Origin of the sequence: Streptomyces sp. NPDC015032 (genome assembly GCF_043080425.1) — a bacterium.
Lineage (GTDB): Bacteria > Actinomycetota > Actinomycetes > Streptomycetales > Streptomycetaceae > Streptomyces.
On sequence record NZ_JBIBVN010000016.1, the window covers coordinates 138786 to 162359 of the forward strand.

At 70.7% G+C, this 23574-nt stretch carries 19 protein-coding genes and 4 pseudogenes; 2 read left to right on the forward strand and 21 right to left on the reverse strand.

What is annotated here, in order from left to right; all coding sequences use genetic code 11:
• Positions 1-3: 3 nt before the first annotated feature.
• The 15 genes and pseudogenes from argF to ACF08M_RS23075 all read right to left on the reverse strand — a co-directional run bounded on the left by argF (position 4) and on the right by ACF08M_RS23075 (position 17038).
• Positions 4-1038: an ornithine carbamoyltransferase gene (gene argF / locus ACF08M_RS23005; protein ID WP_392187131.1), complete on the reverse strand. Its 1035-nt coding sequence runs from the start codon at positions 1036-1038 to the stop codon at positions 4-6.
• Between the two features lie 159 nt (positions 1039-1197).
• On the reverse strand, positions 1198-2436 hold the full coding sequence (locus ACF08M_RS23010; RefSeq protein ID WP_392187132.1) for an arginine deiminase: 1239 nt from the start codon (positions 2434-2436) through the stop codon (positions 1198-1200).
• 105 nt (positions 2437-2541) lie between these two features.
• Entirely contained in the window at positions 2542-5115 is a 2574-nt protein-coding gene (locus tag ACF08M_RS23015) for a polynucleotide kinase-phosphatase (protein WP_392187133.1), read from the reverse strand.
• Positions 5112-6641 (reverse strand): 3' terminal RNA ribose 2'-O-methyltransferase Hen1, encoded by a 1530-nt coding sequence (locus ACF08M_RS23020; protein ID WP_392187134.1) that lies wholly within the window; start codon positions 6639-6641, stop codon positions 5112-5114. The genes ACF08M_RS23015 and ACF08M_RS23020 overlap by 4 nt, the downstream gene beginning before the upstream one ends.
• Before the next feature lie 80 nt (positions 6642-6721).
• Positions 6722-7729 (reverse strand): homocysteine S-methyltransferase, encoded by a 1008-nt coding sequence (gene mmuM / locus ACF08M_RS23025; protein WP_392187135.1) that lies wholly within the window; start codon positions 7727-7729, stop codon positions 6722-6724.
• 123 nt (positions 7730-7852) lie between these two features.
• A pseudogene (locus ACF08M_RS23030) lies at positions 7853-8776 on the reverse strand (LLM class F420-dependent oxidoreductase).
• Between the two features lie 94 nt (positions 8777-8870).
• Positions 8871-9407, reverse strand: coding sequence for a DUF6099 family protein (locus ACF08M_RS23035; protein WP_392187154.1), 537 nt, complete (start codon positions 9405-9407; stop codon positions 8871-8873).
• A gap of 124 nt (positions 9408-9531) precedes the next feature.
• Positions 9532-9900 carry a nucleotide pyrophosphohydrolase gene (locus ACF08M_RS23040; RefSeq protein ID WP_392187136.1) on the reverse strand — a complete coding sequence of 123 codons (369 nt, stop codon included), beginning with the start codon at positions 9898-9900 and terminating at the stop codon, positions 9532-9534.
• Complete coding sequence (locus tag ACF08M_RS23045; RefSeq protein ID WP_392187137.1) at positions 9897-11150, reverse strand: AAA family ATPase; 1254 nt, start codon at positions 11148-11150, stop codon at positions 9897-9899. The genes ACF08M_RS23040 and ACF08M_RS23045 overlap by 4 nt, the downstream gene beginning before the upstream one ends.
• 162 nt (positions 11151-11312) lie before the next feature.
• The gene (locus ACF08M_RS23050) at positions 11313-11711 is read right to left on the reverse strand and encodes a cell division protein SepF (RefSeq protein WP_392187138.1); all 399 of its coding nucleotides are present in this window, start codon (positions 11709-11711) and stop codon (positions 11313-11315) included.
• A 104-nt stretch (positions 11712-11815) separates the two neighbouring features.
• Positions 11816-12997 (reverse strand): annotated as a pseudogene (locus ACF08M_RS23055) (cytochrome P450); the annotation flags it as partial.
• A gap of 23 nt (positions 12998-13020) precedes the next feature.
• On the reverse strand, positions 13021-14022 hold the full coding sequence (locus ACF08M_RS23060; RefSeq protein ID WP_392187139.1) for an MBL fold metallo-hydrolase: 1002 nt from the start codon (positions 14020-14022) through the stop codon (positions 13021-13023).
• A gap of 424 nt (positions 14023-14446) precedes the next feature.
• Entirely contained in the window at positions 14447-15619 is a 1173-nt protein-coding gene (locus ACF08M_RS23065; RefSeq protein ID WP_392187140.1) for a Gfo/Idh/MocA family protein, read from the reverse strand.
• A gap of 62 nt (positions 15620-15681) precedes the next feature.
• Positions 15682-15948, reverse strand: a complete 267-nt coding sequence (locus ACF08M_RS23070) for a hypothetical protein (protein ID WP_392187141.1) — start codon at positions 15946-15948, stop codon at positions 15682-15684.
• A 289-nt stretch (positions 15949-16237) separates the two neighbouring features.
• A complete protein-coding gene (locus tag ACF08M_RS23075; protein ID WP_392187142.1) occupies positions 16238-17038 on the reverse strand; it encodes a DeoR/GlpR family DNA-binding transcription regulator in 801 nt (266 codons plus the stop codon).
• Between the two features lie 185 nt (positions 17039-17223).
• On the opposite strand from ACF08M_RS23075, the gene ACF08M_RS23080 reads away from it, so the two are divergent.
• On the forward strand, positions 17224-18108 hold the full coding sequence (locus ACF08M_RS23080) for an SIS domain-containing protein (RefSeq protein WP_392187143.1): 885 nt from the start codon (positions 17224-17226) through the stop codon (positions 18106-18108).
• Positions 18095-19021, forward strand: a complete 927-nt coding sequence (locus tag ACF08M_RS23085; protein ID WP_392187144.1) for an acyl-CoA thioester hydrolase/BAAT C-terminal domain-containing protein — start codon at positions 18095-18097, stop codon at positions 19019-19021. Before ACF08M_RS23080 ends, ACF08M_RS23085 begins: the two co-directional genes overlap by 14 nt.
• Before the next feature lie 132 nt (positions 19022-19153).
• On the opposite strand, the gene ACF08M_RS23090 is transcribed toward ACF08M_RS23085, so the two are convergent.
• From ACF08M_RS23090 to ACF08M_RS23115, 6 genes and pseudogenes are all read right to left on the reverse strand, one after another.
• Entirely contained in the window at positions 19154-19738 is a 585-nt protein-coding gene (locus tag ACF08M_RS23090; protein ID WP_392187145.1) for a hypothetical protein, read from the reverse strand.
• Positions 19739-19826: 88 nt separating this feature from the next.
• Positions 19827-20948, reverse strand: coding sequence for a P1 family peptidase (locus ACF08M_RS23095; protein ID WP_392187155.1), 1122 nt, complete (start codon positions 20946-20948; stop codon positions 19827-19829).
• Between the two features lie 93 nt (positions 20949-21041).
• Positions 21042-21731, reverse strand: coding sequence for a 4'-phosphopantetheinyl transferase (locus ACF08M_RS23100; RefSeq protein WP_392187146.1), 690 nt, complete (start codon positions 21729-21731; stop codon positions 21042-21044).
• 168 nt (positions 21732-21899) lie between these two features.
• Positions 21900-22352: pseudogene (locus tag ACF08M_RS23105) on the reverse strand (MFS transporter); the annotation flags it as partial.
• Positions 22313-23212, reverse strand: coding sequence for a transposase domain-containing protein (locus ACF08M_RS23110; RefSeq protein WP_392187147.1), 900 nt, complete (start codon positions 23210-23212; stop codon positions 22313-22315). The gene ACF08M_RS23110 and the pseudogene ACF08M_RS23105, both read right to left, overlap by 40 nt.
• Before the next feature lie 132 nt (positions 23213-23344).
• A pseudogene (locus tag ACF08M_RS23115) lies at positions 23345-23574 on the reverse strand (group II intron reverse transcriptase/maturase); the annotation flags it as partial.

Below are 23574 nucleotides of genomic sequence, written 5' to 3' on the forward strand. Positions count from 1 at the left end.
TTATCAGTTCGTGGCCGCCGAGGTCGCGTCGCCCGGCACGCCCGCCAGGGTCGCCACCAGGACGGCCTTGATCGTGTGCATCCGGTTCTCGGCCTCGTCGAAGACGACCGAGTGCGCGGACTCGAAGACCTCGTCGGTGACCTCCAGCTCCGTCAGCCCGTGGGTGGCCTCGATCTCCCGCCCGACCGCGGTGCCGAGGTCGTGGAAGGCGGGGAGGCAGTGCAGGAACTTCACGTCGGCGTTGCCGGTGGCGCGCAGGACGTCCATGGTCACGGCGTACGGCGCGAGGGCCTCGATGCGCTCGCCCCAGACCTCCTTGGGCTCACCCATGGAGACCCAGACGTCCGTGGCGACGAAGTCCGCCCCCTCGACACCTTCGGCGACGTCCTCGGTGAGAGTGATGGTCGCACCACTCTCCCCGGCCACCCTGCGGGCCTCGGTGACGATCTCCTCGGCCGGCCAGTACGACTTCGGCGCGACGATCCGCACGTCCATGCCCAGCAGCGCGCCGGTGACCAGGTAGGAGTTGCCCATGTTGAAGCGGGCGTCGCCGAGGTAGGCGAAGGCGATCCGCCCCAGCGGCTTCTCGCTGTGCTCGGTCATGGTGAGGACGTCGGCAAGCATCTGGGTCGGGTGCCAGTCGTCGGTGAGCCCGTTGAAGACCGGAACGCCGCCGTGGGCGGCCAGCTCCTCGACGGCCGCCTGGCTGTCACCCCGGTACTCGATGCCGTCGAACATCCGGCCGAGGACACGGGCCGTGTCCTTCACCGACTCCTTGTGCCCCATCTGCGACCCGGAGGGGTCGAGATACGTCGTGGACGCGCCCTGGTCCGCGGCGGCCACTTCGAAGGCACAGCGGGTACGGGTCGAGGTCTTCTCGAAGATGAGCGCGATGTTCTTGCCGCGCAGCCGCTGCGCTTCGGTCCCCGACTTCTTGGCGGCCTTGAGCTCGGCCGCGAGGTCGATCAGGCCGCGGAACTCCTCGGCCGTGAAGTCCAGCTCCTTGAGGAAGTGGCGGCCTGCGAGGTCTATGGCCATGGGACTGCTCCTGGGTAGGGCGAGGATCACGCATACAGTAACCCTGGAAGTCTATACGACACCATGCATCGCTATACGGAAGGTTCCTCGCGCCGCTCCGTTGCGGCGGATGACCTCACCGGCGCACTCGACGCCCTCGCCCGCCCCGTACCGCGCACCTCAGGACTGCACCGGGTCGCGCACCACGGGGCAGCTCATGCAGCGGGGGCCGCCCCGTCCCCGTCCGAGCTCGCTCCCGCGGATCTCGATGACCTCGATACCCTCCTTGCGCAAATAGGTGTTGGTGGTCGCGTTGCGCTCGTACGCGACCACGACGCCCGGCTCGACGGCCAGCACATTGCAGCCGTCGTCCCACTGCTCGCGCTCGGCGGCGTGCACGTCCTGAGTGGCCGTGAGGACCCGGATCGAATCCAGGCCCAGGGCGTGCGCTATCGCGTCGTGCATGTGCTCGGGCGGATGATCGGTGACCTTCAGGTCCCTCGGTCCGTCACCGGGCTCGATGGTGTACGAGCGGAGCATGCCCAGACCCGCGTACTTGGTGAAGGTATCGCCGTCGATCATCGTCATGACCGTGTCGAGGTGCATGAACGCCCGGCGCTTGGGCATGTCGAGCGCCACGATCGTGTGCGCCGAACCGGCGTCGAACAGTCCTCGGGCAAGCATCTCCACGGCCTGCGGGGTGGTGCGCTCGCTCATCCCGATGAGTACGGCGCCGTGGCCGATGACCAGGACGTCGCCGCCCTCGATGGTGGACGGGTAGTCGTCCTGCCCCTCCGACCAGTGATGGAAGACCCCTGCTTCGGGGCCGGTGAAGAGCGGGTGGTGGCGGTAGATCGCCTCGAAGTGGACGGTCTCGCGCTGCCGGGCCGGCCAGCGCATCGCGTTGATGGACACGCCGTCGTATATCCAGGCCGAGGTGTCCCGGGTGAAGAGGTGGTTGGGCAGCGGGCCGAGCAGGAAGTCGTCCAGGTCCATGACGTGGAAGCGGACGGAGGTCGGCTCACTGTGCAGTTCCAGGAACTCCCGTTTGGTCATCCCGCCCACCAGCGCCCCGGCCAGTTCGGTGCTGGGCAACTCCTCGAAGGCGGCCCGCAGATGCTCGGTGGCGAGCGGGCCGTACTCCTTCTCCTCGAAGACCCGGTCCAGGACGAGCCGCCTGGCCACCGGGATGTCCAGCGATTCACGGAGCAGGTCGCCGAAGAGGTGCACCTCCACCCCGCGGTCGCGCAGCACGTCCGCGAAACCGTCGTGCTCCTGCCGGGCGCGGCGCACCCAGAGCACGTCGTCGAACAGGAGCGCGTCCTTGTTGCTGGGGGTGAGCCTCTTCAGTTCCAGATCGGGGCGGTGCAGGATGACGCGGCGCAGCCGCCCGGCCTCGGAGTCGACGTGGAATCCCATGCCTCCATCCTCGCCGCGTGGAGCGCCGTTCACCCGGTGAATCGCCAGCGGGTTTTCCGTTGATCTCACAGTCGGCCCCACCGGAGAACCCGCTGACGTCCCCCTCTACAGCCGGGGGTCGACCGGCTCCGACTCCAGGGCCAGCACCGCGAACACCGCCTCGTGCACCCGCCACAGCGGCTCCCCGTCGGCCAGCCGGTCCAGCGCTTCGAGCCCCAGCGCGTACTCCCGGAGCGCCAGCGAACGCTTGTGGCCGAGGAACCGGCCGCGCAGCCGCTCCAGGTTCTCCGGGCGGGTGTACTCGGGGCCGTAGATGATCCTGAGATACTCCCGGCCGCGCACCTTGATGCCCGGCTGGACCAGCCTGCCCCTGCCGTCCCGTACGAACGCGGCGAGCGGCTTGACGACCATGCCCTCGCCGCCGCGTCCGGTCATCTCCAGCCACCAGTCGACGCCCGCGCGTACCGACGCCTCGTCACCGGTGTCCACGACGAGCCGGCGGGTGACCTGGAGCAGCCCGGTCGGATCGTGCTCCACCAGCCGGTCGAGCCAGGCCAGCTGTTCGTCGTGCGGTACGGAGGCCAGCGAGCGGCCCTGCACGGCGAGGATCTGGAACGGCGCGAGCCGCACCCCGTCCAGGCCCTGGGTACTCCAGCAGTAGCGGCGGTACGCCTCGGTGAACGCGGCGGCGTCCTCGGCACGCCCCCGCTGACGGTCCGCGAGAGCGCCGACGTCCACACCACGGGCCGCTGCCGCCGCGAGGGCCGCGTTGGCCTCCGGCAGGGCGGCGCCGGAGGCGGCACCGACCGCGGCGTACTGCGTGCGCAGCAGCCCGGCCGCCTTGAGGGACCACGGCATCAGCTCGGCGTCGAGCAGCACCCAGTCGGTGTTCCACTCCTCCCAGAGTCCGGCCGCGGTGACGGCGGTGCGCAACCTGTCGAGGATCACCTCGGTGAGTGCGACGTCGTCCAGGAACGGCCGTCCGGTGCGGGTGTACAGCGCTCCGGTCGGGCCTCCCCCGCTACCCGGGGTGTGGGAGGTCTCCGCCACGCCGAACCGCTCGCGGGCGGCGTTCACGTCCCGGCAGACGAGTGCCACCGCACGCGAGCCCATGTGCTTCTCCTCGCACACGACCCGGGCGACGCCGTCCGCCCGGTACTGGGCGAAGGCCTCGGCCGGGTGCTCCAGATAGCCGTCCTCGTGCGAGGTGGCGGTGGGCGCCATGGTCGGCGGGAGGTAGCCGAGCAGCCGCGGGTCGACCGCGAACCGGCTCATGACTTCGAGCGCCGCCGCGGCGTTCTCCTCGCGGACCGCGATGCGGCCCATGTGCCGGGTCTCCACGATCCGGCGCCCGTGCACATCGGCGAGGTCCAGCGGCCGGCCCTCCCGGCCCCCGGGGGCCTCGGCGGTCAGCGGCTTGACCGGCTCGTACCAGACCTTCTCGGCGGGTACGTCGACGATTTCGCGCTCCGGCCAGCGCAGCGCGGTCATCTTCCCGCCGAAGACCGCGCCGGTGTCCAGGCAGATGGTGTTGTTGACCCAGGAGGTGCGGGGCACCGGGGTGTGGCCGTAGACCACCGTGGCACGGCCGCGGTACTCCTCCGCCCACGGGTAGCGCACGGGCAGACCGAACTCGTCGGTCTCGCCCGTGGTGTCCCCGTACAGCGCGTGCGAGCGGACCCGTCCGGAAGTGCGCCCGTGGTACTTCTCGGGCAGCCCGGCGTGGCAGACGACGAGCTCGCCCCCGTCGAGCACGTAGTGGCTGACGAGCCCGTCGATGAACTCCCGCACCCGCTCCCGGAAGGCCGGGTCCTTCTCGTCCTCCCGGTCCAGCTGCTCGATGGTCTCGGCGAGACCGTGGGTGTGCTGGACCTGGCGGCCCTTGAGGTAGCGGCCGAGCTTGTTCTCGTGGTTTCCGGGCACGCACAGGGCGTTGCCCTCCGACACCATGGACATGACGCGGCGCAGTACCCCCGGACTGTCGGGGCCACGGTCCACGAGGTCGCCGACGAAGACCGCCGTGCGCCCCTCGGGATGCGCGCCGTCGACGTAGCCGAGCTTGCCGAGCAGGGACTCCAGCTCGGAACTGCAGCCGTGGATGTCGCCGATGATGTCGAAGGGGCCGGTGAGGTGGCGCAGGTCGTTGTAGCGCCGCTCCAGCACCACTTCGGCGTGGGCCGCCTCCTCCTCGGTACGCAGGATGTGCACCTTGCGGAAGCCCTCGCGCTCCAGGCCGCGCAACGAGCGGCGCAGTTCGCGGCGGTGGCGCTGGATGACGTGGCGCGGCATGTCGGCACGGTCGGGGCGGGCCGCGTTGCGCGCTACGCAGACCTCTTCGGGCAGGTCGAGGACGATCGCGATGGGCAGCACGTCGTGGCTCCTGGCCAGTTGGATCAGCTGTCTGCGGCTCTCGGACTGGACGCTGGTGGCGTCCACGACGGTCAGTCGCCCGGCGGCGAGCCGCTTGCCCACGATGTAGTGCAGGATGTCGAAGGCGTCACGGCTGGCGCTCTGGTCGTTCTCGTCATCGGCGACCAGGCCGCGGCAGAAGTCCGAGGAGATGATCTCCGTCGGCTTGAAGTGCTGACGGGCGAAGGTGGACTTGCCGGAACCGCTGGCTCCGATGAGGACCACGAGGGAGAGGTCGGTCACCGGCAGTGTGCGCGAGGTACTGGTCATGCGGCTTTCGCCCCCTTCTCGGTCCTCTCGGTCTTCTCGGTCCGGATCCCGCTCTGGTCTCCGGTCCGGTTTCCGGTCTCATCGGCTGCGGTCATCGTGAACACGGCCATCTGCGTGGGCGGCCCCACCTCGGGGTCGTCGGGTCCCACGGGGAGGAATTCGACCCCGTATCCGTGCCGCTGTGCCACCTCCCGGGCCCAGGCGCGGAACTCGGCCCTCGTCCACTCGAACCGGTGGTCGCCATGGCGTACGTGCCCGGCCGGAAGGGTCTCCCAGCGGACGTTGTACTCGACGTTCGGCGTCGTCACGAGCACGGTCCGCGGCCGGGCCGAACCGAACACGGCGTACTCCAGCGCGGGCAGCCTCGTCAGGTCGAGATGCTCGATGACCTCGCTGAGCACGGCCGCGTCGTACCCCTTGAGGCGCTTGTCGGTGTAGGTGAGCGAGCCCTGCTGGAGCGTGACGCGTGCCGCCTGCCGCTCGCCCATCCGGTCCAGCTTCAGCCGGCGCGAGGCGATGGTGAGGGCACGCATGGAGACGTCGACACCGACGATCTCCGTGAAGGCCACGTCCTTGAACAGCGCCTGCACCAACTGGCCCTGCCCGCACCCCAGGTCGAGGACCCGGCTCGCGCCGGCGGCACGCAGCGCGTCGAGGATCGCGGTCCGCCGCTGCTCGGCGAGCGGCACCGGCTTCTCCTCGGTGTCGGTCGTCTCGTCCACCGCGTTGTCGACGCTCTCGACATCGAGGTCGTCCGACTCGGCGAGCCGCACCAGTTCGAGCTGCTGCATCGCCTGCCGGGTCAGCCCCCAACGCCGGGACAGATAGCGGCTGGTGATCAGCTTCTGCTCGGGGTGGCCGGCCAGCCAGCCCTCACCGGCCCGCAACAGCTTGTCCACCTCGTCCGGCGCGACCCAGTAGTGCTTGGCGTCGTCGAGCACCGGCAGCAGGACATACAGCTGCCGCAACGCGTCCGCCAGCCGCAACTCGCCCTCCAGCACCAACCGTACGTACCGCGAGTCCCCCCACTCCGGGAACTGCTCGTCCAGAGGCACGACCACCACGTCCACGTTCGTCCAGCCGAGCGGCCCGAAGAGCTTGCGCACCAGTTCCGCGCCACCGCGCGCCGGCAGCGCGGGTACCTCGATGCGCAGCGGAAGAGGCGCCCCTGCCCGGTCGGGCAGCGCGCGGCACACACCGTTCAGAGCGGACTTGAACACGGCGCTCATCGCTACGGCGAGCAGCGAGGACGCCGCGTACGGACGGTCGTTGACATACTGTGCCAGCGCCGCGTCGGGGGCGCCGCCGCGGCCCTTGCCCTTGCCGCGCCGCACCAGCGCCACGGGATCCACCTCCAGCAGGAGCGCCGCTGTGCAGAGCTCGGCGGATGCCTCGGGGTAGAAGACATGCGCGGTGCCGTGGGAGGTGGAGAACGCCTGCGCCTTCTCGGGGTGCTTGTGCAGCAGGAAACCGAGGTCGGTAGCGGGACGTTCCGGGTTGCCGGTCGTACTGATCGTCAGGAACACACATCCGAGTATGGTCCGGTTCGCTCGCGTCCCACCAGCGCATTTTCATGTGCCCGCACACCGTCGTCGCCCCCTTCCCTTCAGCTCCCGCGGCTCGCTTCATCCCCCTCTCCGCCTCGCCCTCCGCCTCGTCCCCCGCCTCGCCTCCCTTCTTCCGCCGTCGTTCCGGCGAGCAGCCCCGCCAGCTCCGCGACGGTGTCCGGGCCGACCCGGCAGCAACCGCCCACCAGCCGGGCGCCGTCATCCTGCCAGGCCCCTGCCCTCCCCGGATCGAACGTCGAGTCGCCGCCCCACCCCCGGCCCCCGGCATCCCACCGCTCACCGCTGTTCGGATAGACGACCACCGGTTTCCCGGCCGCCTCGGCCGCCACCCGCACCGCCTGGTCCGCATCCGCCGGATCACAGCAGTTCACCCCCACGGCCAGTACACGGTCGTTCCCCGAGGCGAGAGCAAAGGCCGTCTCCAGCGGCTGCCCCGCCCGGGTCCGGTCCCCCGCCACGCTGTAGGAGAGCCAGACGGGCAGCCCGCATCCCTCGACCGCCCGCAGCAGCGCCTCCGCCTCGTCGATGTCCGGCACCGTCTCCAGCGCCAGCGCGTCGGGTCCGGCGGCGGCCAGCGCCTCGATCCGGGGCCGGTGGAACCGCTCCAGTTCCCGGACGGAGAGCCCGTAGCGGCCCACGTACTCACTGCCGTCCGCCAGCATCGCCCCGTACGGGCCGACCGACGCGGCGACCCAGACCTCCCGCTCCACCCCTGCGGCGGCCCGCCGTGCCAGCCACACGCTGCGGGCGAACAGTTCCGCTGCCCGGGCCCGTCCGATCCCCCGCCGCTCGAATCCCTCGAACGTCGCCTGGTAGCCGGCCGTGATGAGCACCTGCGCACCGGCCCGCAGATAGGCCTCGTGTGCCGCCTCGATCTGGGCCGGCTCATCGACCAGCAGCCGGGCCGACCACAGGGCGTCGGACAGATCGCAGCCCTGCGCCTCCAACTGGTTGGAGAGGCCGCCGTCGAGCAGAAGCGTCCCCTCTGCGAGGGCCTGACCGAGGGCACGGGCGGGCGGGTCATGGGCTGACCGGGCGGTTTGCACGGGTGGCTCCTTCCTGTGCCGGGCCTCAACACAACGGGCGAACCGGGAACGGACTCCGGCTCAGGTGAGCCGGGACCGGTATCCGCCCCGGGTGAGCCGGAATCGCTCCCGGCTCAGAGCCTCTCAGGTGAGCTGGGACTGAACCTGGGAGGAAATCAGCTCCAGGTGCTCCAGGTCGTCCAGATCCAGGACCTGGAGGTAGATCCGGGACGACCCGATCGCGCCGTACCGGCCGATCTTGTCGACCACCTCGGCGGGCGAGCCCGCGAGGCCGTTGGCCTTCAGCTCCGCAACCTCACGGCCGATGGCGGAGGCACGGCGTGCCACCTCGGCATCGCTCCTGCCGACGCAGACCACCAGGGCGTTGGAGTACACCAGATCGTCCGGTCCCCGGCCGGCTGTCCTCGCCGCCTCCCTGACCCGGCCGAACTGCTTCTCGCTGTCCTCCAGCGAAGCGAACGGGACATTGAACTCGTCCGCGTACCGGGCGGCCAGCCGCGGTGTGCGCGTCGCCCCGAGACCGCCGATCAGGACCGGCACCCTGGCCTGCGCGGGCTTGGGCAGCGCCGGCGAATCCGTCAGCTGGTAGTACGTGCCGTCGAAGCTGAACGTCTTGCCGACCTCCGTCGCCCACAGCCCGGTGACGATGGCCAGCTACTCCTCCAGCCGGCCGAACTTCTCCTTGGGAAACGGGATGCCATAGGCCTTGTGCTCCTCCTCGAACCAGCCCGCACCGAGGCCGAGCTCGACCCGTCCGCCGGACATCTGGTCGACCTGCGCTACCTGGATGGCGAGCACGCCGGGGAGCCGGAAGGTCCCCGCGGTCATGAGCGTGCCGAGACGGATCCGCTTGGTCTCACGCGCCAGCCCGGCCAGGGTGATCCACGCGTCGGTCGGGCCGGGCAGCCCGTCGCCCGGCCCCATGCGGAGGTAGTGGTCGGAGCGGTAGAAGGCGTCGAAGCCGAGATCCTCGGCCGCCTTGGCGACGGTGAGCAAGGTGTCGTAGTCGGCCCCTTGCTGGGGCTCGGTGAAGATTCGAAGGTCCATGCGTCCATCCTGCACCTCCGAACGCCGGCCGCTTCTCCCCTCAGCCCTCCGCTGCCCCGCCACCGCCACTCGTCACCGCCGCAGTGCTGTACGGTCACGGCGGGCCCGCCGCCGAGCCCGCCGGTCCGCGGACCACACCGTACGGACCGTCCCGCTCCCGGCCGCGCTCCAGATCCTGCTGCCGTTCCCGCTCCTGCTCGTCGAGGCGCCGGAGCATTCCGTGCACCCGGTCCATGGACTCGTCGGCCGCGTCGATCGCCTCCATGCACTGCCAGTAGAGCCCCTGCTCGTCGGTCTCACAGGCCACCCCGACCAGGGCCATCCCCACCTCCCCGAGCAGTGTGCCCAACCCCGTCAGCGTCGCCCGCTGATCGGCGAGCCCGGAGAGCTGCGCGGCCCGCGCCACTCCGGCCCGCGCCGCCGGGTGGTCCAGCGCCCCGCTGCTCCTCCCCCCGATTTCACTGAGCCCGCGCGCCTCGCCCCGTAACTCCTTGGGTCCGTCCACCGCAAGTCGGCTGCCGATCGCCTGAGCGAGCGCCTGGGCCTGCCATGCCTCGGCGATGATGTCCGGCGTGCCCCGGCTCTGCGCCAGCGCACGTCGACTGACTCCTACAAGCCGCTCCGCTTCCATGTGGTACCCCCGTCCGTACGAAAAGCCGCTCAACTCATCCATTACCCACAGTGAGGGCGCCGGTACCGAAAAGCCAGGGGAATTCGGAAATCTGTGGACACGAAGTCGACTGTGAATAAATCGATCACTCCGAAGAGTGACGATCTGGGGGTTCGGAGGTGTCCAGACGCTCCGGCACCGGGAATCGGGCCTCGTTCCGCTCGATCTTCTCCGACAGCGCCGCCAGCGCATCGATCCCCAATACCTCGCAGAACTGCAGCAGATACGCCAGCACATCCGCGACCTCGTCGGCCACCCTGTGCGCCGTCTCGGGCCTCTCCATCACCCGCGCCGACTGCTCCGGCGTCAGCCACTGGAAGATCTCGACGAGTTCGGACGCCTCGACACTCAGCGCCGCCGCCAGGTTCTTCGGGGTGTGGTACTGCTCCCAGTCCCGTTCGGCCGCGAAGGCGGCGAGCCGTCGCTGCAGGGCCCGTACATCAAGTTCTGTCACGGCTCCAGGTCTACCACCGTCACCCCGGGCGTCTCCCGGGCCCGCACCGCACCCGGCTCCGTCACCGCCCCCACCAGTCCGAGGTGGCCGGCCGCCGCGACCGACACCGCCAGGTCCAGCAGTCCGCGCAACTGCCGTCCGTCGAGGTCCCGGTCGAATCCGTCGGCCAGCACGGTGAGCGTCTGCATGGCCGACGGCACCTCGCCCGCGGCGTCCACCGCGAGCCCCCCGGGGCCGGTGAGCAGCACCAGGGCGAGCGCGAGATACCTCAGCTCACCGTCGCCGAGCCGGCCGACCGGCGTCAGGCGTCCCCCGCCGCGCCCGACCACCGCGCGCAGCAGCCCGTCCGGGAGCCGCTCCACGTCGACCCCGGTCACCGGCCCCGCACATCCGGCGTGGGCGGCCGCGACCAGCCGGGCGTGCCGTTGGGCATGCTGCGTGGGCGTACGCCCCAGCACGGCCGCGAGGTTGTCGCAGTCCCGGCGCAGCCGGCCGTCGCCCGTCGGTACCGGGGCACGCATACGCGACGGCTGCGGATCGCAGGCGAAGACCGACCGCAGGGCCACGACCATCTGTTCGGCGGCGGCCAGGACCCGTAACTGCCCCTCGGTCCTGCCCGCCACCCGCAGCGGCAGCAGGGACGTTCCGAGGCGGTCGTCCGGCAGCGGCGCGCGCGTCACCGGCACCGCGCCGGCGGTGTGCCAGGCCGCCTGGACGGTGGAGCGCCCCGGGTCGCGCAACGCGGTGGTGAGCAGGATCTCGCCACCACCGGTGAGCCGTTCGCCGACGATGCGGAGGGTGGGCTCCGCCTGGACGGCGACATCGAGCCGTACCGGGCCCGCCGGGCCGTCCGTCGTACAGCCGATCCGGAATCCGCGGCGCCCCTGGGCATCGGCAGCGGCCGTTTCCGGCACACAGCCCACCGGGTCCGGGAACACCTCGTCGAGCGGGTCCCCACTGCCCAGCCGCGCCAGCGCCTCGTACGCCCGCAGGGCACTCGACTTGCCGCTGCCGCCGGGTCCGGCGAAGAGGGTGACGGGGCCGACGGGGAAGGTGGCGCCCCGGTGCGAGGCGAAGGCGGACAGCCGCAGTTCGGTGACGACGGGCCCGGCGGAACGGACGGAACGGACGGAACGGCAGGTACTCGACACGGATTCCGGCCGGGCCGGCGTACCGGAAGGGTCAGCGGCAGGCATGGGCGTACCGGCGGGTGAAGGAGGAGTGATGGTTTCCGGGCGGAGTGCAGTCATGGGCGGACCGTAAGCAGGTCCCTCACCGAAGAACCGTTCCGCCTGAACTACCTTCCTACGATCGGGCTACCCTCACGACGGCTGTCGCGCCGGGACTGCGTTCCCACGAACGGGACGGAGCCGCCGCCGGGCCCTCCCGGCCGCCGCCCGCCCGCGTTCCTCCTAGGAACCGGGTACGCCCGCCGCCGTGACCCCCTCGACCTCCATGCCGACCGGTGACAGCAGGAAGACATTCCGGTCGACCCGGTGCATTCCACTGCTGAGCCCGAAGACGACCCCGCTGGTGAAGTCCAGGATGCGCTTGGCCACATCCGACTCCGCACTGGTCAGATCGAGCAGCACCGGGATCTGTGCGACCAGGTACTCCGCCACCTCCCGTGCGTCCGCGAAGACCTGGACCCGCAGCACGACGAGGCGACGCTGTTCGGCTTGCGCGCCTTCGTCGGGGACCGTGCGGTGATCGACCCGGGACGGCCACTCGTTGCGGCTGCGCAGAGGCACGACCTGGGCAAGCCCCTCCCACTGCTCGTCCGTGACGTCGTACCTGTCGTACCTGCTCACCGGACCACCCCGTCTGTGCTTCGGTCGGCGTTGCGCCGGCTGCGCTCGCTGTTCATCGGGCAATTCTCTCGTCCCTCACCCGTTCGGCGTACCACCGACACGGTTCACGGGCTGATCGACACCGCCGACGGCCCGTCCGACGCACTCCCGGCGGCTTCGCCCCGGCCCGTCTGCGCGGTCATGTCGACAGGGGTGAAACGTACCGGAAGCCGGACCAGCGCGCGGTGGAACGGTCCCTGTCGCCACTCCAGTGCGCCGACCGGTACGTCCAGTTCTGCGTCGCACAGCTGACTGGTCAGCTGCTCGATCGCGGTCATGGCGATGAGCAGTGCCGGCTGCTTCGCGGGGCACCGGTGCGGACCGGCCGACCAGGCCAGATGGACACTGGCCTCGGAATGGATGCCGGAGTCCGAACGTCCGGGCGCCGACTGGGAGTTGGCTGCCGCATTGGCGACCAGGACCAGCTGTCCGGCGCGCAGCCGGACGCCGTGGAACTCCGTGTCGTGGCGTGGGTAGTGGGCCGCGAGATTGGCCAGCGGCGGGTCGTGCCAGAGGACCTCGTCGATCGCCTCGTGTGCCGTCATCGCGCCGCCGCGCAGCGAGCCCGCGCAGCGCGCGTCGGTGAGCATGTGCAGCAGTGCGTTGCCGATCAGGCTGGTCGTCGGATCGTGCCCCGCGCTCGTGATCAAAGTGATCTGACGCACAGTCTCATCGTTGTCTAGATCGGCGGGATGGGCGAGCAGGTGCGAGGTGAGGTCACGACGCGGCCTGGCACGCCGGTCGGCGACCAGCCCGGTGACGACCTCGACGAGATCGGCGTACGCGGTGGCGGCGTCCGCGGCGGAGTCGAACATGCCGGCGATGCCGTTGACGATGCGTTCGCTGTCGCCCGGCGGGACACCGAACCAGGTGACCAAGACATGCACCGGGAGCCGGCGGGCGTACTGGGCGATCAGATCGCCGCTGCCGGTCGCGGCGAATTCCCCGATGAGCCGCTGGGCGACCCGGGCGACCTCGGCCCGCAGGACGTGCGGCTCGATCAGGGCGAGGCTGTCGTTGATGGCGTCGCGATAGCGGGCGTGTACGTCGCCGTCGCTGAAGAGCGCGGTGGGCCGGTAGCCGAACATGGGCAGGACCGGTGAGTCGTCGGGGACGGTGGCCTGCCAGGCGCGCGGGTCCTTGGTGAAGGTGTGGGGGTCGCGCAGCAGGTCGACGGCGGCCTGGTAGTCGGTGACCAGGAGGGCGTCGATGCCGGGGGCGAGCCGGACCGGGGCGAGGGGGCCGTGTGTGCCTATCGTGGGCGCGGTCGTTACATCTGCGCAGGACCCGCCGGCTCGCGGGACTGCTCCACTTCTTGAGCGACCACGGCGACATCGGTCATCACCTGGAGCACTCCGGGCAGTTCGGAGCCGTCCAGGTGCCGGTACTCGCTGCCGATGGTCACCACCAGCCGCTCGGGGAGGCCGAGTTCCGGATAGCGCCCTTCGCCGATGACCCGGCGGGCCGCCTCCAGGGCCGGGACCCCGGCGGCGTGGAAGGCGTGGGCGCGCTCGCGCACGTACTCCAGATACACGATGTGATCGCGTACCCCGGCCCGGTCGAGGACCGGTCCGTGTCCCGGGACGACGGTCTCGGCGCCGGTGGCCAGCACCCGTTCGCAGGCTGCGATCACGTTGCTCAGCGGACCCGCCCAGTGCACCGGGTGGTCGCCGGGCCGGGCGGGGGTGGAGGAGAAGATGATGTCCCCGCTGAACACCGCGCCCTGTACGGGCAGGTGGACCATCAGGTCGCCGGTGGTGTGCGCGGGCGGCAGGGCGGAGATCTGGACCGGGTACTCCCCCAGGGTCAGTTCGAGCTCCCCGGTGAAGTACGTGGTCGGCTGCACCGGCTCGGTGTGGGACCAGTCGAAGGGGCCGAAGTGACGTCCGAGGTAGGCGCCGAGCGGGGTGGCCGGATCGCCGGTGGTGACGAGCGCGTGCTGCTGCTTCGGCGTGGGCTCGTAGTGGATGTGTTCCCGGGCCTCGCGGGTCGCGATGATCTCCGCGTCCGGGAGCACGCCCGCGCCCCAGAAGTGGTCCCCGTTCGCGTGGGTGACGATCACCCGGTCGATGGAGACACCATCGGGCAGCCGCTTCGTGGATTCGGCCAGGAACTGGCCGGCCAGCACGGCGTCGTACGGGGTGTCGATCCAGAGCGCGCCGCGCGGCGCGACGAGAAGACCGCAGTTGGCCAGCCCCCAGCCGCGCTTCGGCGGAAGCCATGTGTACAGGCCCCGTCCCAGGTCAACGACATCCCCACCCGTGATCGACATGGACGCGATTATGCCGACCACGATCCGGCCATGCGTTCGAACTCGGCCATCCTGACGTTCCATTGGCGCAAAACCGCCGCGCACACCCTTCGGTCGCGGCGGCTCGGTGACCCTGCGAGACCAGCACCGCCCATCCCCATACGGCACAATCCGGGCAACCAACCTCAGATCACCCGGTGATGTCATCCGTCGTGGCGGACACCCACCGAGTGGGCATCACACCGGAATGCGCCGATTACCCACCGAGCATGGCTGAAAACAGCCGTACTGAGACCTCCGGTGCCAACGCCGGACGGCGCGGTCACCGGAGGTCGTCAACACATCTCGTGCCGCCTTCCCGGGGCCACTCGTCGGGCCTCTCGTCGGGCCTCTCGTTCGGATCTCGCCGGGCTCGCGGGGTCCGGCCCGATCCGGACGAAAGTTCCTAGCGGACCTGACCGCGCTCGAAGTACGCGACGAGCTCGGGATCGAGGGCCGGTACGTCGAACGGCGCACCGCCCTCGCGCAGGGAACGGGTCGCGAGCACACCGGCGGCGACGCTCATCCGGGCGGCGACCGGCGAGGTGTCGGTGACGCCCCCGTCGCGCGCGAACCGGCAGAACTCCGCCATGATCCGGGTGTCGCCGCCGCCGTGCGAGCCGTCGGCGTCCGGCACCCGGTAGGTGATGTCGGCGTCGCCGCGGTATCCGCTGGGGCCGCTGTTCCAGACCTTGACCTCGTCACCGGGACCGTCACCGAAGTTCTCCAGACGCCCCTCGGTGCCGATGACGGTGTAGTTCCGCCAGTAGTCCGGGGTGAAGTGGCACTGCTGGTAGGCGGCCACGACGCCGTTGTCCAGCTGCATGTTCATCACCGAGACGTCCTCGACGTCCACGATGTGGTGCAGGTCCTTGCGGGCCGTCGGCGGCCAGTCGAACTCGCGCAGCCAGTTCGCCGGGCGCGGGGTGTCCGGCTCCCGGCGCGGCAGGTCGCCGTAGACGAGGAGGTCGCCGAGCGCGTTGACCCGGCGGGTGTAGCCGCCGGCCAGCCAGTGCAGGACGTCGATGTCGTGGGCGGCCTTCTGGAGCAGCAGACCGGTGGTGCGGGTCCGGTCGGCGTGCCAGTCCTTGAAGTAGTAGTCGCCGCCGTAGCCCACGAAGTGCCGCACCCACACGGCCTTGGGCTCACCGATGTCGCCGCGGGCGATGATGTCGCGCATCAGCCGTACGAGGCCCATGTGGCGCATGTTGTGTCCGACGTACAGCCGGGTCCCGGTCTCGTACGCGGCACGCAGGACGTTGTCGCAGCTCTCGACGGTGATGCCGAGCGGCTTCTCGACGAAGACGGCCTTGCCGGCCCGGAGCGCGTCGATGGCGATGGCCTCGTGGGTGTCGTCCGGGGTGGCGACGATGACCGCGTCGAGGTCGTCGCGGCCGAGGAGCAGCTTGTAGTCCTCGACGGCGACATCGGTGCCGAAGCGCTCGGCCTCACGCTGCCGTACCTCGGGATCGAGGTCGCAGACGGCGGTGATCGCCGAACCCTGTCCGGGGTGGTGGGCGGAGATCGCGATGGAGCGGCGCAGGCCGAGCCCGATGACGCCGAGTCGCAGGTCTGACACGGTGGTCCTTTCTGTCTGTACTGATGGTGCGGACGGGTCCGTACGGCTGGTGCGGGCAGCGTCTACTTGCCGGCGAGCGAGACCTCGTACTCGGCCCGCATCTTGTCGCCGCCGCCGGAACGCCACGTGCGCAGCTCCTTTTCGCAGTCTTCGCAGTCATGGGGCTGCGGCACAGGCGGCCGCACGGCCGAGACCGGCGCATCTGCCATCGTCACCGGCACCTCCAGAGCGGATGGAGCAAGGGAGTGTCCCGCATCCATGGAGGCGGCCCGCACCATCCAGGGGGTGTGCGGCCGGCGCTCCTTCGCGGCGACAGGCACATAGTTCACGACAGTGCACCCGAATGGCAAGACTTGTTCATTTCACGGCTGTAACAAACATCTGTTGTCATAAGGAAGTTTCCCGGCGGACCCAGGAGATGCGCCGAGCGACTGCACAAGGCTCGAAATAGGGCACAGAAGCGGCATGGAAGCGGCAGCACACAGCCCATCAGAAGCCCTGGTTGACCCTCGGCGCGGGTACACCCCCTCCCGCCACCCCGCCCGGCTTCGGCCACACGCGTACCAGAACGGCGGGCCGCCACCTCATCGGTGACGGCCCGCCGTTCGGACGAGCGCTTCAGACGGCGATGACGGTGACGCCGGCCTCGGTGAAGCGGGCGGTCGCCTCGGGCGTGACGCCCTTGTCGGTCACCAGGACGTCAACCTGTCCGAGATCGCAGACCCTGGCGAAGGCCCGCTTGCCGATCTTCGAGGAATCGGCCGCCACGACCACCCGCTGCGCCTGCTGGGCGAGCAGCCGGTTGATGCTGGCCTCGCCCTCGTGATGGACGTACGCACCGCGTTCGGTGTCGATCGCATTGACGCCCAGCACGGCGACATCCAGCGTGATCTCACCCAGCACGCCGCTGGCCAACGGGCCCGTCAGCTCGTACGACTGCGGCCTGGCCACCCCGCCGGTCACCACGATCTTGATCTGCGGCCGGATCACCAGCTCGTTGGCGATGTTGAGGGCGTTGGTGACAACGGTCAGAGCCGGCTGCCCGCCCATCCCCGCCGAGGCGTCCCCGACGACGTCGGAGCGCACCGCCAGCGAACGGGCCACCTCGGTCAGTGTCGTACCGCCGGTCAGCCCCACCACTTCACCCACCGCCACCAGTTCGGAGACGGCTCGGCCGATGGCCTGCTTCTCGGGGGCGTGCCGTCCGGTCTTGTAGCGCAGGGCCAGTTCATAGCTGACGCCGTGCGCGACCGCGCCACCGCGGGTGCGGGTGAGCAACTGCTGCTCGGCGAGCTGGTCCAGGTCACGGCGGATGGTCGCGGCCGAGACGTCCAGCGTGACCGCGGCGCCCTCGACCTCCACCCGGCCGTTCTTACCCACAAGTTCCAGCAGCGCGTTCCACCGGGCATCCCTGGACAAGAGAACTCTCCTTACGATCCCGGGCTTCGGGCACCCATCCCCTTGGGTACGGTCACCGGACACGCGCAAGCGTCGCACAAGGCTCCGCCCAGTCAAGTCTCCTGCATGCAGAATGCTTGATCATGCTCGCAGGTCGCCTATAGCGTGCACAAATGAGCATCTCACTACGAGTATGGAGTGCAAAAGTGTCATTTGTCGAGATCGAGACGGCCAGCCAGCCGGAGTGCTGGCGCCGCGCCGCCGAGCTGGCCCGGGCCCAGGCCGCCGCTCTGCCCGCTGCCGGTGAGCGCATCGCGGTCGTCGGCTGCGGCACCTCGTTCTACATGGCCCAGGCCTACGCCGCCCTCCGTGAGGAGTCCGGGCAGGGCGAGTCCGATGCCTTCGCCGCCTCGGAGTTCCCCTTCGGCCGCCGCTACGACCGGGTCGTCGCCCTCACCCGCTCGGGCACCACGACCGAGGTGCTGGCCCTGCTCGACCGGCTCCGTGGTGTCACCCGCACCGTGGCCATCACCGCCGACCCCGGCACCCCGGTCATGACGTCCGCCGACGAGGTCGTCGTGCTCGACTTCGCCGACGAGCAGTCCGTCGTGCAGACCCGCTTCGCGACCACCCTGCTCACCCTGCTCCGCGCCCACCTCGGTCTGCACACCGACGACGTGGTCCGCGACGCGGAGACCGCACTGGCCGAACCGTTGCCCGAAGGCCTGCTGGACTGCACCCAGTTCACCTTCCTGGGACGCGGCTGGACGGCGGGGCTCGCCAACGAGGCCGCGCTGAAGATGAAGGAGGCGTCGCTGTCCTGGACGGAGGCGTACCCGGCGATGGAGTACCGTCACGGCCCCATCAGCATCGCCACCGCCGGCACCGCGACCTGGATGTTCGGCACCGCCCCCGAGGGGCTCGCCGAGCAGGTGCTCGCGACCGGTGCCCGCTGGGTGGAGAGCGACCTCGACCCACTGGCCGAGCTGGTCCGTGTCCAGCGCCTGGCCATCGCCCGTGCCGCCGCCCGCGGCCTGGATCCGGACAGTCCGCGCCACCTGACGCGCTCGGTGGTCCTTGCGGACGCCTGACCGGCCGGTGGACATCGTCGAGCGCACGTTCAGCGGTGCGGACGGGGACGCCCGCGTTCAGGAGGGCTTCCTGGCCATGCCCGCGGGTGGCCCCGTGCGCGGCGGCGGTGCCGGAGTGCTCGTGCTCTCCGGGTCCAGTGGGCGCATCGAGGACGAGCGGTGCCGGATCCTGGCCCGGGCAGGCATGACCGCGTTGTCGATCCGCTGGTTCGGCGGCCTCGGACAGCCGCCCGGGATCTGCGAAGTCCCGCTGGAGACGTTCGGGGCCGCGATCGAGGTACTCCGCGCGGGCGGTGCCCGGCGGATCGGTGTCCTGGGCGTGTCCAAGGGAGCGGAGGCCGCCCTGCACCTGGCCGTGCTGCTGCCCGGTGTCGACGCGGTGGTGGCGGTCTCTCCCACCTCGGTGACCTGGGCGAACATCGGCCCCGGCCGGGACGGCCGGAACCGGCCCTGCCGGTCTTCCTGGTCCTGGCGGGGCGAGCCGCTGCCGTTCGTCCCGTACGACGACTCCTGGGCACCGATACCCACGCCGCCGACGGGCGCCCCTGTCGCCGTCCGTGGCTGGTACGAGCGCAGCCGGCGGACGTTCGCCGACCACGTCGACGCGGCGGCCATCGCGGTGGAGAAGTCCGCCGCCGCACTCGTGCTCGTCGCCGGCGGGGACGACGCGATGTGGCCCTCGCTGCCCCACGCCGAGGAGCTGGCCGCCCGTCGCAGGGCGGCCGGGCAGCCTGTACAGGTGATCAGCAGCCCCGACGCGGGCCACCGGCCACGGTTCCCGGGCGAGGGCCCGGCTCCGGCCTCCGCGCACTTCCTGCACGGAGGCACGCCGGGGGCGGACGCCGCACTCGGGGCGGCGGCCTGGCCCCAGGTACTCGATGCGCTCCGCGGAGCGCATCGGGACGGCATCTGACCACACCCCGATCCCGGCTCCCGCCGCGGCCGTGGCCAAAAAGGCCGGGCGGCCGGGACAGGGCCCGCGGCCGGGACGGGACCGACGGCCGTCACGACCGCCGACCCGCCCTCCCGCCCGGGACCGCCCCGGTCAGGACTCCTCGAAGTGGACGTCCAGGACCGCGTCGAGTTCCTCCGCCCACTTCTTGAGGTCGCTCCTGGCCGGCGCCTCGACCTCGGCGTTGAACCATCGACGGGTCGACATGTGGACCGTGACGGTGAACCGGCGGCCGAACCGGGGGGTCTTCACCTCGACCGCACCGATCTCATCCCAGCGGAAGTCGGCCTCCTGATCGTCCAGCCGGAACCGGACGCCCTCACGGTCCGCGGCGATCGAGCCCCGACGGTCGCTCACCTCGAACACGGGACCGTCCGCTGCCCCCTTGTCGTCCGCCGCGGCTGCCTCGGGCACCGCCTCCACGACGGCGTCGTCAAGAGCGGCCGCGTCGGGCACCCGCTCGTCCGCCTGCTCCTGGCCACTCTGCTTCTGGCCACTCTGTTCCCGGTCTGTCTGTTCCTCGCCTGTCCGCTCCTCGTCCTTCTGCTCCTGGACTCTCTGCTCCCGGCTCGTATCCGGCTTCCCGGCAGGGGCAGGGGCCGTGAGACCAGGGATGTACGCCGGGTCTGTCCCTGCGGCGTACCCGGGCTGGGTGTTCGGATCTATGCGCTGCTCCACGGCGGGCAGTATGGCCGACGAACCTGTACGAGACCAGTAACCGTCGTGCCGGGCGCCCGTCTCCCCCCGACCGGCCCTCCGTGCCACGTCACCGTTCCCGCGCCGCCAGCAGTTCCGTCACCCGGTCCAGCGGGAGCGCCGGGACGTGGTGGCCCGCCCGGCCGGTCATCGCGTGCGCGCCGGTGAGCACGTTGAGCACCGCTTCCTCCACCGACTCGACCACCGCGCCGTAGAAGGGGTCCATCCGGCCCCACGGCACGAAGCGCATCGACTCGTACGGTGCACTGCCGTCGTCCTCGGGAAACGTGCTGGTCAGCGCGGACGGGTTGGCTGTGGAGAAGGCCAGGAAGAGGTCCCCGGAGAAATGACTGCCGGTGGTGCCGGTGCGGGCCAGGCCCAGCGTGACCCGGCGGGCCAGCGCCTTGCACTGCCCCGGCAACAGGGGTGCGTCGGTCGCCACGACCACGATCACCGAGCCGGCGCCGGGCGGCACCGGGCGCTCCGCGGCGGGTGCCGGTCCGGGCGCCGTCTCTCCGACCGGCTCGGACAGCTCGCGCCCCACCGGCACACCGGCCACCACCAGTTCGCGCCGCGCGCCGAAGTTGGCCTGCACGAAGGCGCCCACGGTGTAGTGGTCCTCGCCGTACTCCACCACCCGCGACGCGGTCCCCGAGCCGCCCTTGAAGCCGTAGCAGCGCATGCCGGTTCCGCCGCCGACGCATCCCTCCTCGACCGGGCCGGATCCGGCCGCCTCGATCGCCGCCGCCGCGTGCCGGGGCTCCACGGCCGTGCCGTGGATGTCGTTGAGGTGGCCGTCCCAGGTCTCCGTGACCACCGGCAGCAGCCACTCCGGCGCCATGTCGCGGCGGTTGGCGCGTACCCACTCGACCACGCCCCGGTGCACCGGTCCCACCGCGTACGTGTTGGTGATGACCACCGGGACGGCGAGCGATCCGCTCTCCTCGATCCAGGCCGTTCCGGTCATCTCTCCGTTGCCGTTGAACGAGTGCCAGCCGGCCGCGCAGGGCGTGCCGACTCCGTCCCGGCCGCGTGGCAGGAGGGCCGTCACCCCGGCACGCACGTCGTCGCCCTCGACGAGGGTGACGTACCCGACCTCGACACCGGGTACGTCCGTGATCGCGTTCCAGGGACCCGGCTCACCCATCAGCGGAATGCCCAACTCACGTGCACGCGTGCGGTCTTCGCTCATGTGATCCTCGCTCATGCGGTCGGAGGGTACGGGCGGAACCGCATCCTGGACGAGGAGCGGGCGGCGGCGTCCGTCGTATCCGCCTTCCCCGCGCTACCCGGTGGGCATATCCGGCTCGTTCTCCACGGCGATCGCGGTCGCCACGAGACCGTCCGCGACCAGCCAGCGGCCGTGGAATCCCGTCGGGGTCGCCGTCGCCCCGGGGGTTCGGTCCGGCTCCGTGGCGGAGATCAGCAGTTCGGCCGTGAACGTGCCGTTCGAGCGGAGCACGATGTCGGCCTGTTCGAAACCGAGCCATCGATGGGTGAGCGGAAACCATGCCTTGTAGACGCTCTCCTTCGCGCTGAACAGCAGCCGGTCCCAGTGGATCTCGGGGGAGACGTCGCGCAACTCGCGCTCGCGCCGCTGCTCCGTCGCGAGGGCTATGGCCTCGTGCACCCCGTCGGGCAGCGGCTCGTGCGGTTCGGCGTCCACGCCGACGGACAGCACGTCCTCCCTGCGGGCGACCACGGCGGCCCGGTAGCCGGTGCAGTGGGTCATGCTTCCGACCACTCCGCCCGGCCATATCGGCGCGCCGCGTTCGCCTCTCAGGATGGGCACGGGTGCGAGACCCAGTGCGCCCAGCGCGCGGCGGGCGCACCAGCGCGCGGTGGTGAACTCCTTGCGCCGGGACTCCACGGCGTTGCGGATCAGTTCTTCCTCGCCGGGGAAGAGGGGCGCGTCGGACGGGTCGGAGAGCGCCTCGGCCACCGCCACCCGCGACGGCAGAATCTTCTCGATCATGTTCTCCCTCGTACCGGCCGGTCGATCCGCTGCATCGTCTCCGAAGCCTGCCCAAAGTGTGCGGGGTTCCGCCAGTGCCCCCTGTACTTTCCGGCGGCGTTCTCATGACGAGGAACGGTGCATACCGGCCCAGTCGCCGTGAACCGGACCGGTATGGCAACGCTCAGGTCAGGACCGAGGGATCAGGTTCCGTCTCGGCGAGACGCGGCGCCGGCGGATCTGCGTGGCACACAGGGATACGAGGACGGCCGAGGTCGCAACGGCGCCCATGCCCCACACCAGGCTGCCGGCGCTCGCTATGAAGCCGATCAACGCGGGGCCGGCCAGCAGGCCCGTCGTCCCCATGGCGGCGACCAGGGCCGGCGCGTCCGTACCCTGTCCCGCGGCGGCAACGTAGACGCACGGTGTCACGGCCGCGACGCCCAGGCCGACACAGGCGAACCCGATCAGCGTCGGCGCCACTCCACCGGCCAGCAGGGCCAGTGCCAGGCCCGCACCGGCCACCGCGCTGCCGACCCGGACGATGCGTCCGTCGCCCCAGCGGCTGCGCCGGCCGTCGGCGAAGAGGCGAGCCGGCACCATCATGACCGAGACGACCGCGATGCCCATGGGCGCCAGTTCACCATGTTCATACCGGACGCGAGAAGCGCGGCGACAAGGAACCTGCGCTGAACGTCGCGTGCAGCCCCCCGGCCCAGCAGGATCGCCAGACGGTCCGCGCGCTGCGGCCGGTCCGCACCGTCCCGCTGCGGTTCCGCGCGCAGGAGGCCCGCTCCCCGTGCCGCGAAGCAGACCACCGTCCGCCCCTCGGCCACGGACCACCAGTGGGTGCCGTCCGCGAGCAGCATCGGAACAACCGTCAGGCGTTCCACGCCATCCGTTCGTTCGAGGGGCAGAGCGAGTTCGTGGAGCAGTGCCGCTCCCCCGCTCATCGCCAGGGTGCGCGAGCGGAAGAGGATCTCCTCCTCCAGGGAACGCGTCAGCCCGGCCCCTCGGGGCTCGATCGCGGCCCGCCAGAAATTGGCGAACTCCACGGCCAGATAGCTGAGTTGCGCCTCAGGATCACGGATCAGCGCGGCGATCAATGGATCGGCGAACGCCTGCGGGTACTCCTGGGCCAGTTCGTCCCGGACGAGTCCGGGCGACGTGCGCGCGATGCCGTCGAGCTCACCGGCGATGCTCGCCCTGCCCGAAGTGACGCCCGCGGTCAGGAACGAAGGGATGCGCCCCTGGGGCCGGGCCGGCGTGACAACAGCCCTCAGACGCGGCGTACCCGCACCCCGCAACTCCGGGACGGCCACCGGCCGGCACACCCGGGCGAACAACACCTTCAGCACCTCCGGCCCCAGCCGCAGCCGCGCCCGCCCGATCACTCCGCTCGCAGACACCCTCCACGCCTTGGTCCAGCGGCGCTCGGACTCCAAACCCTGCGTGAGAAAACGCCCGACCTCCTCATATCCCTGCCCTGAGAACAGACACATCGTGAGGTCGGTCCGGGGCGCCCTGCCAGCATTGCTGCTGGTGGGTTTTCCCGGACCGCCTCCCGAACCCGGCGTGCCTGTTGGCCAGGCACCGGGCTCTCCACAAGTCCCGTCATTGACACGGGAGATCGCTCATGCCGTGGTCGGCCAGAGAGTTGGAATCGCTGTTCCCCGATAGCGGTAGCGCGTAGGCGTTAGCTTGGCGGGATTGAACAGGGTCCCTTCTTCCGTGGTCGGCCACCATCCACCGGCGCAGTAGCGTCGGCAGATCTCTTTCGAGGTGATCCGGCGGTGTTTGCGACGTATCCATCTCATGACCCGTTGCCAGGTGTACTGGCTGAGGTAGTGGAAGGCGACGGCGG

Excerpts from the sequence above, each read along its gene's own strand:
- ACF08M_RS23015 (WP_392187133.1), bottom strand. The coding sequence starts at position 5,115 with ATGACCAGTACCTCGCGCACACTGCCGGTGACCGACCTCTCCCTCGTG.
- ACF08M_RS23035 (WP_392187154.1), bottom strand. The coding sequence starts at position 9,407 with ATGGAAGCGGAGCGGCTTGTAGGAGTCAGTCGACGTGCGCTGGCGCAG.
- ACF08M_RS23095 (WP_392187155.1), bottom strand. The coding sequence starts at position 20,948 with ATGAGCGAAGACCGCACGCGTGCACGTGAGTTGGGCATTCCGCTGATG.
- ACF08M_RS23045 (WP_392187137.1), bottom strand. The coding sequence starts at position 11,150 with ATGACTGCACTCCGCCCGGAAACCATCACTCCTCCTTCACCCGCCGGT.
- ACF08M_RS23010 (WP_392187132.1), bottom strand. The coding sequence starts at position 2,436 with ATGGGATTCCACGTCGACTCCGAGGCCGGGCGGCTGCGCCGCGTCATC.
- ACF08M_RS23060 (WP_392187139.1), bottom strand. The coding sequence starts at position 14,022 with ATGTCGATCACGGGTGGGGATGTCGTTGACCTGGGACGGGGCCTGTAC.
- ACF08M_RS23100 (WP_392187146.1), bottom strand. The coding sequence starts at position 21,731 with ATGATCGAGAAGATTCTGCCGTCGCGGGTGGCGGTGGCCGAGGCGCTC.
- argF (WP_392187131.1), bottom strand. The coding sequence starts at position 1,038 with ATGGCCATAGACCTCGCAGGCCGCCACTTCCTCAAGGAGCTGGACTTC.
- ACF08M_RS23110 (WP_392187147.1), bottom strand. The coding sequence starts at position 23,212 with ATGTGTCTGTTCTCAGGGCAGGGATATGAGGAGGTCGGGCGTTTTCTC.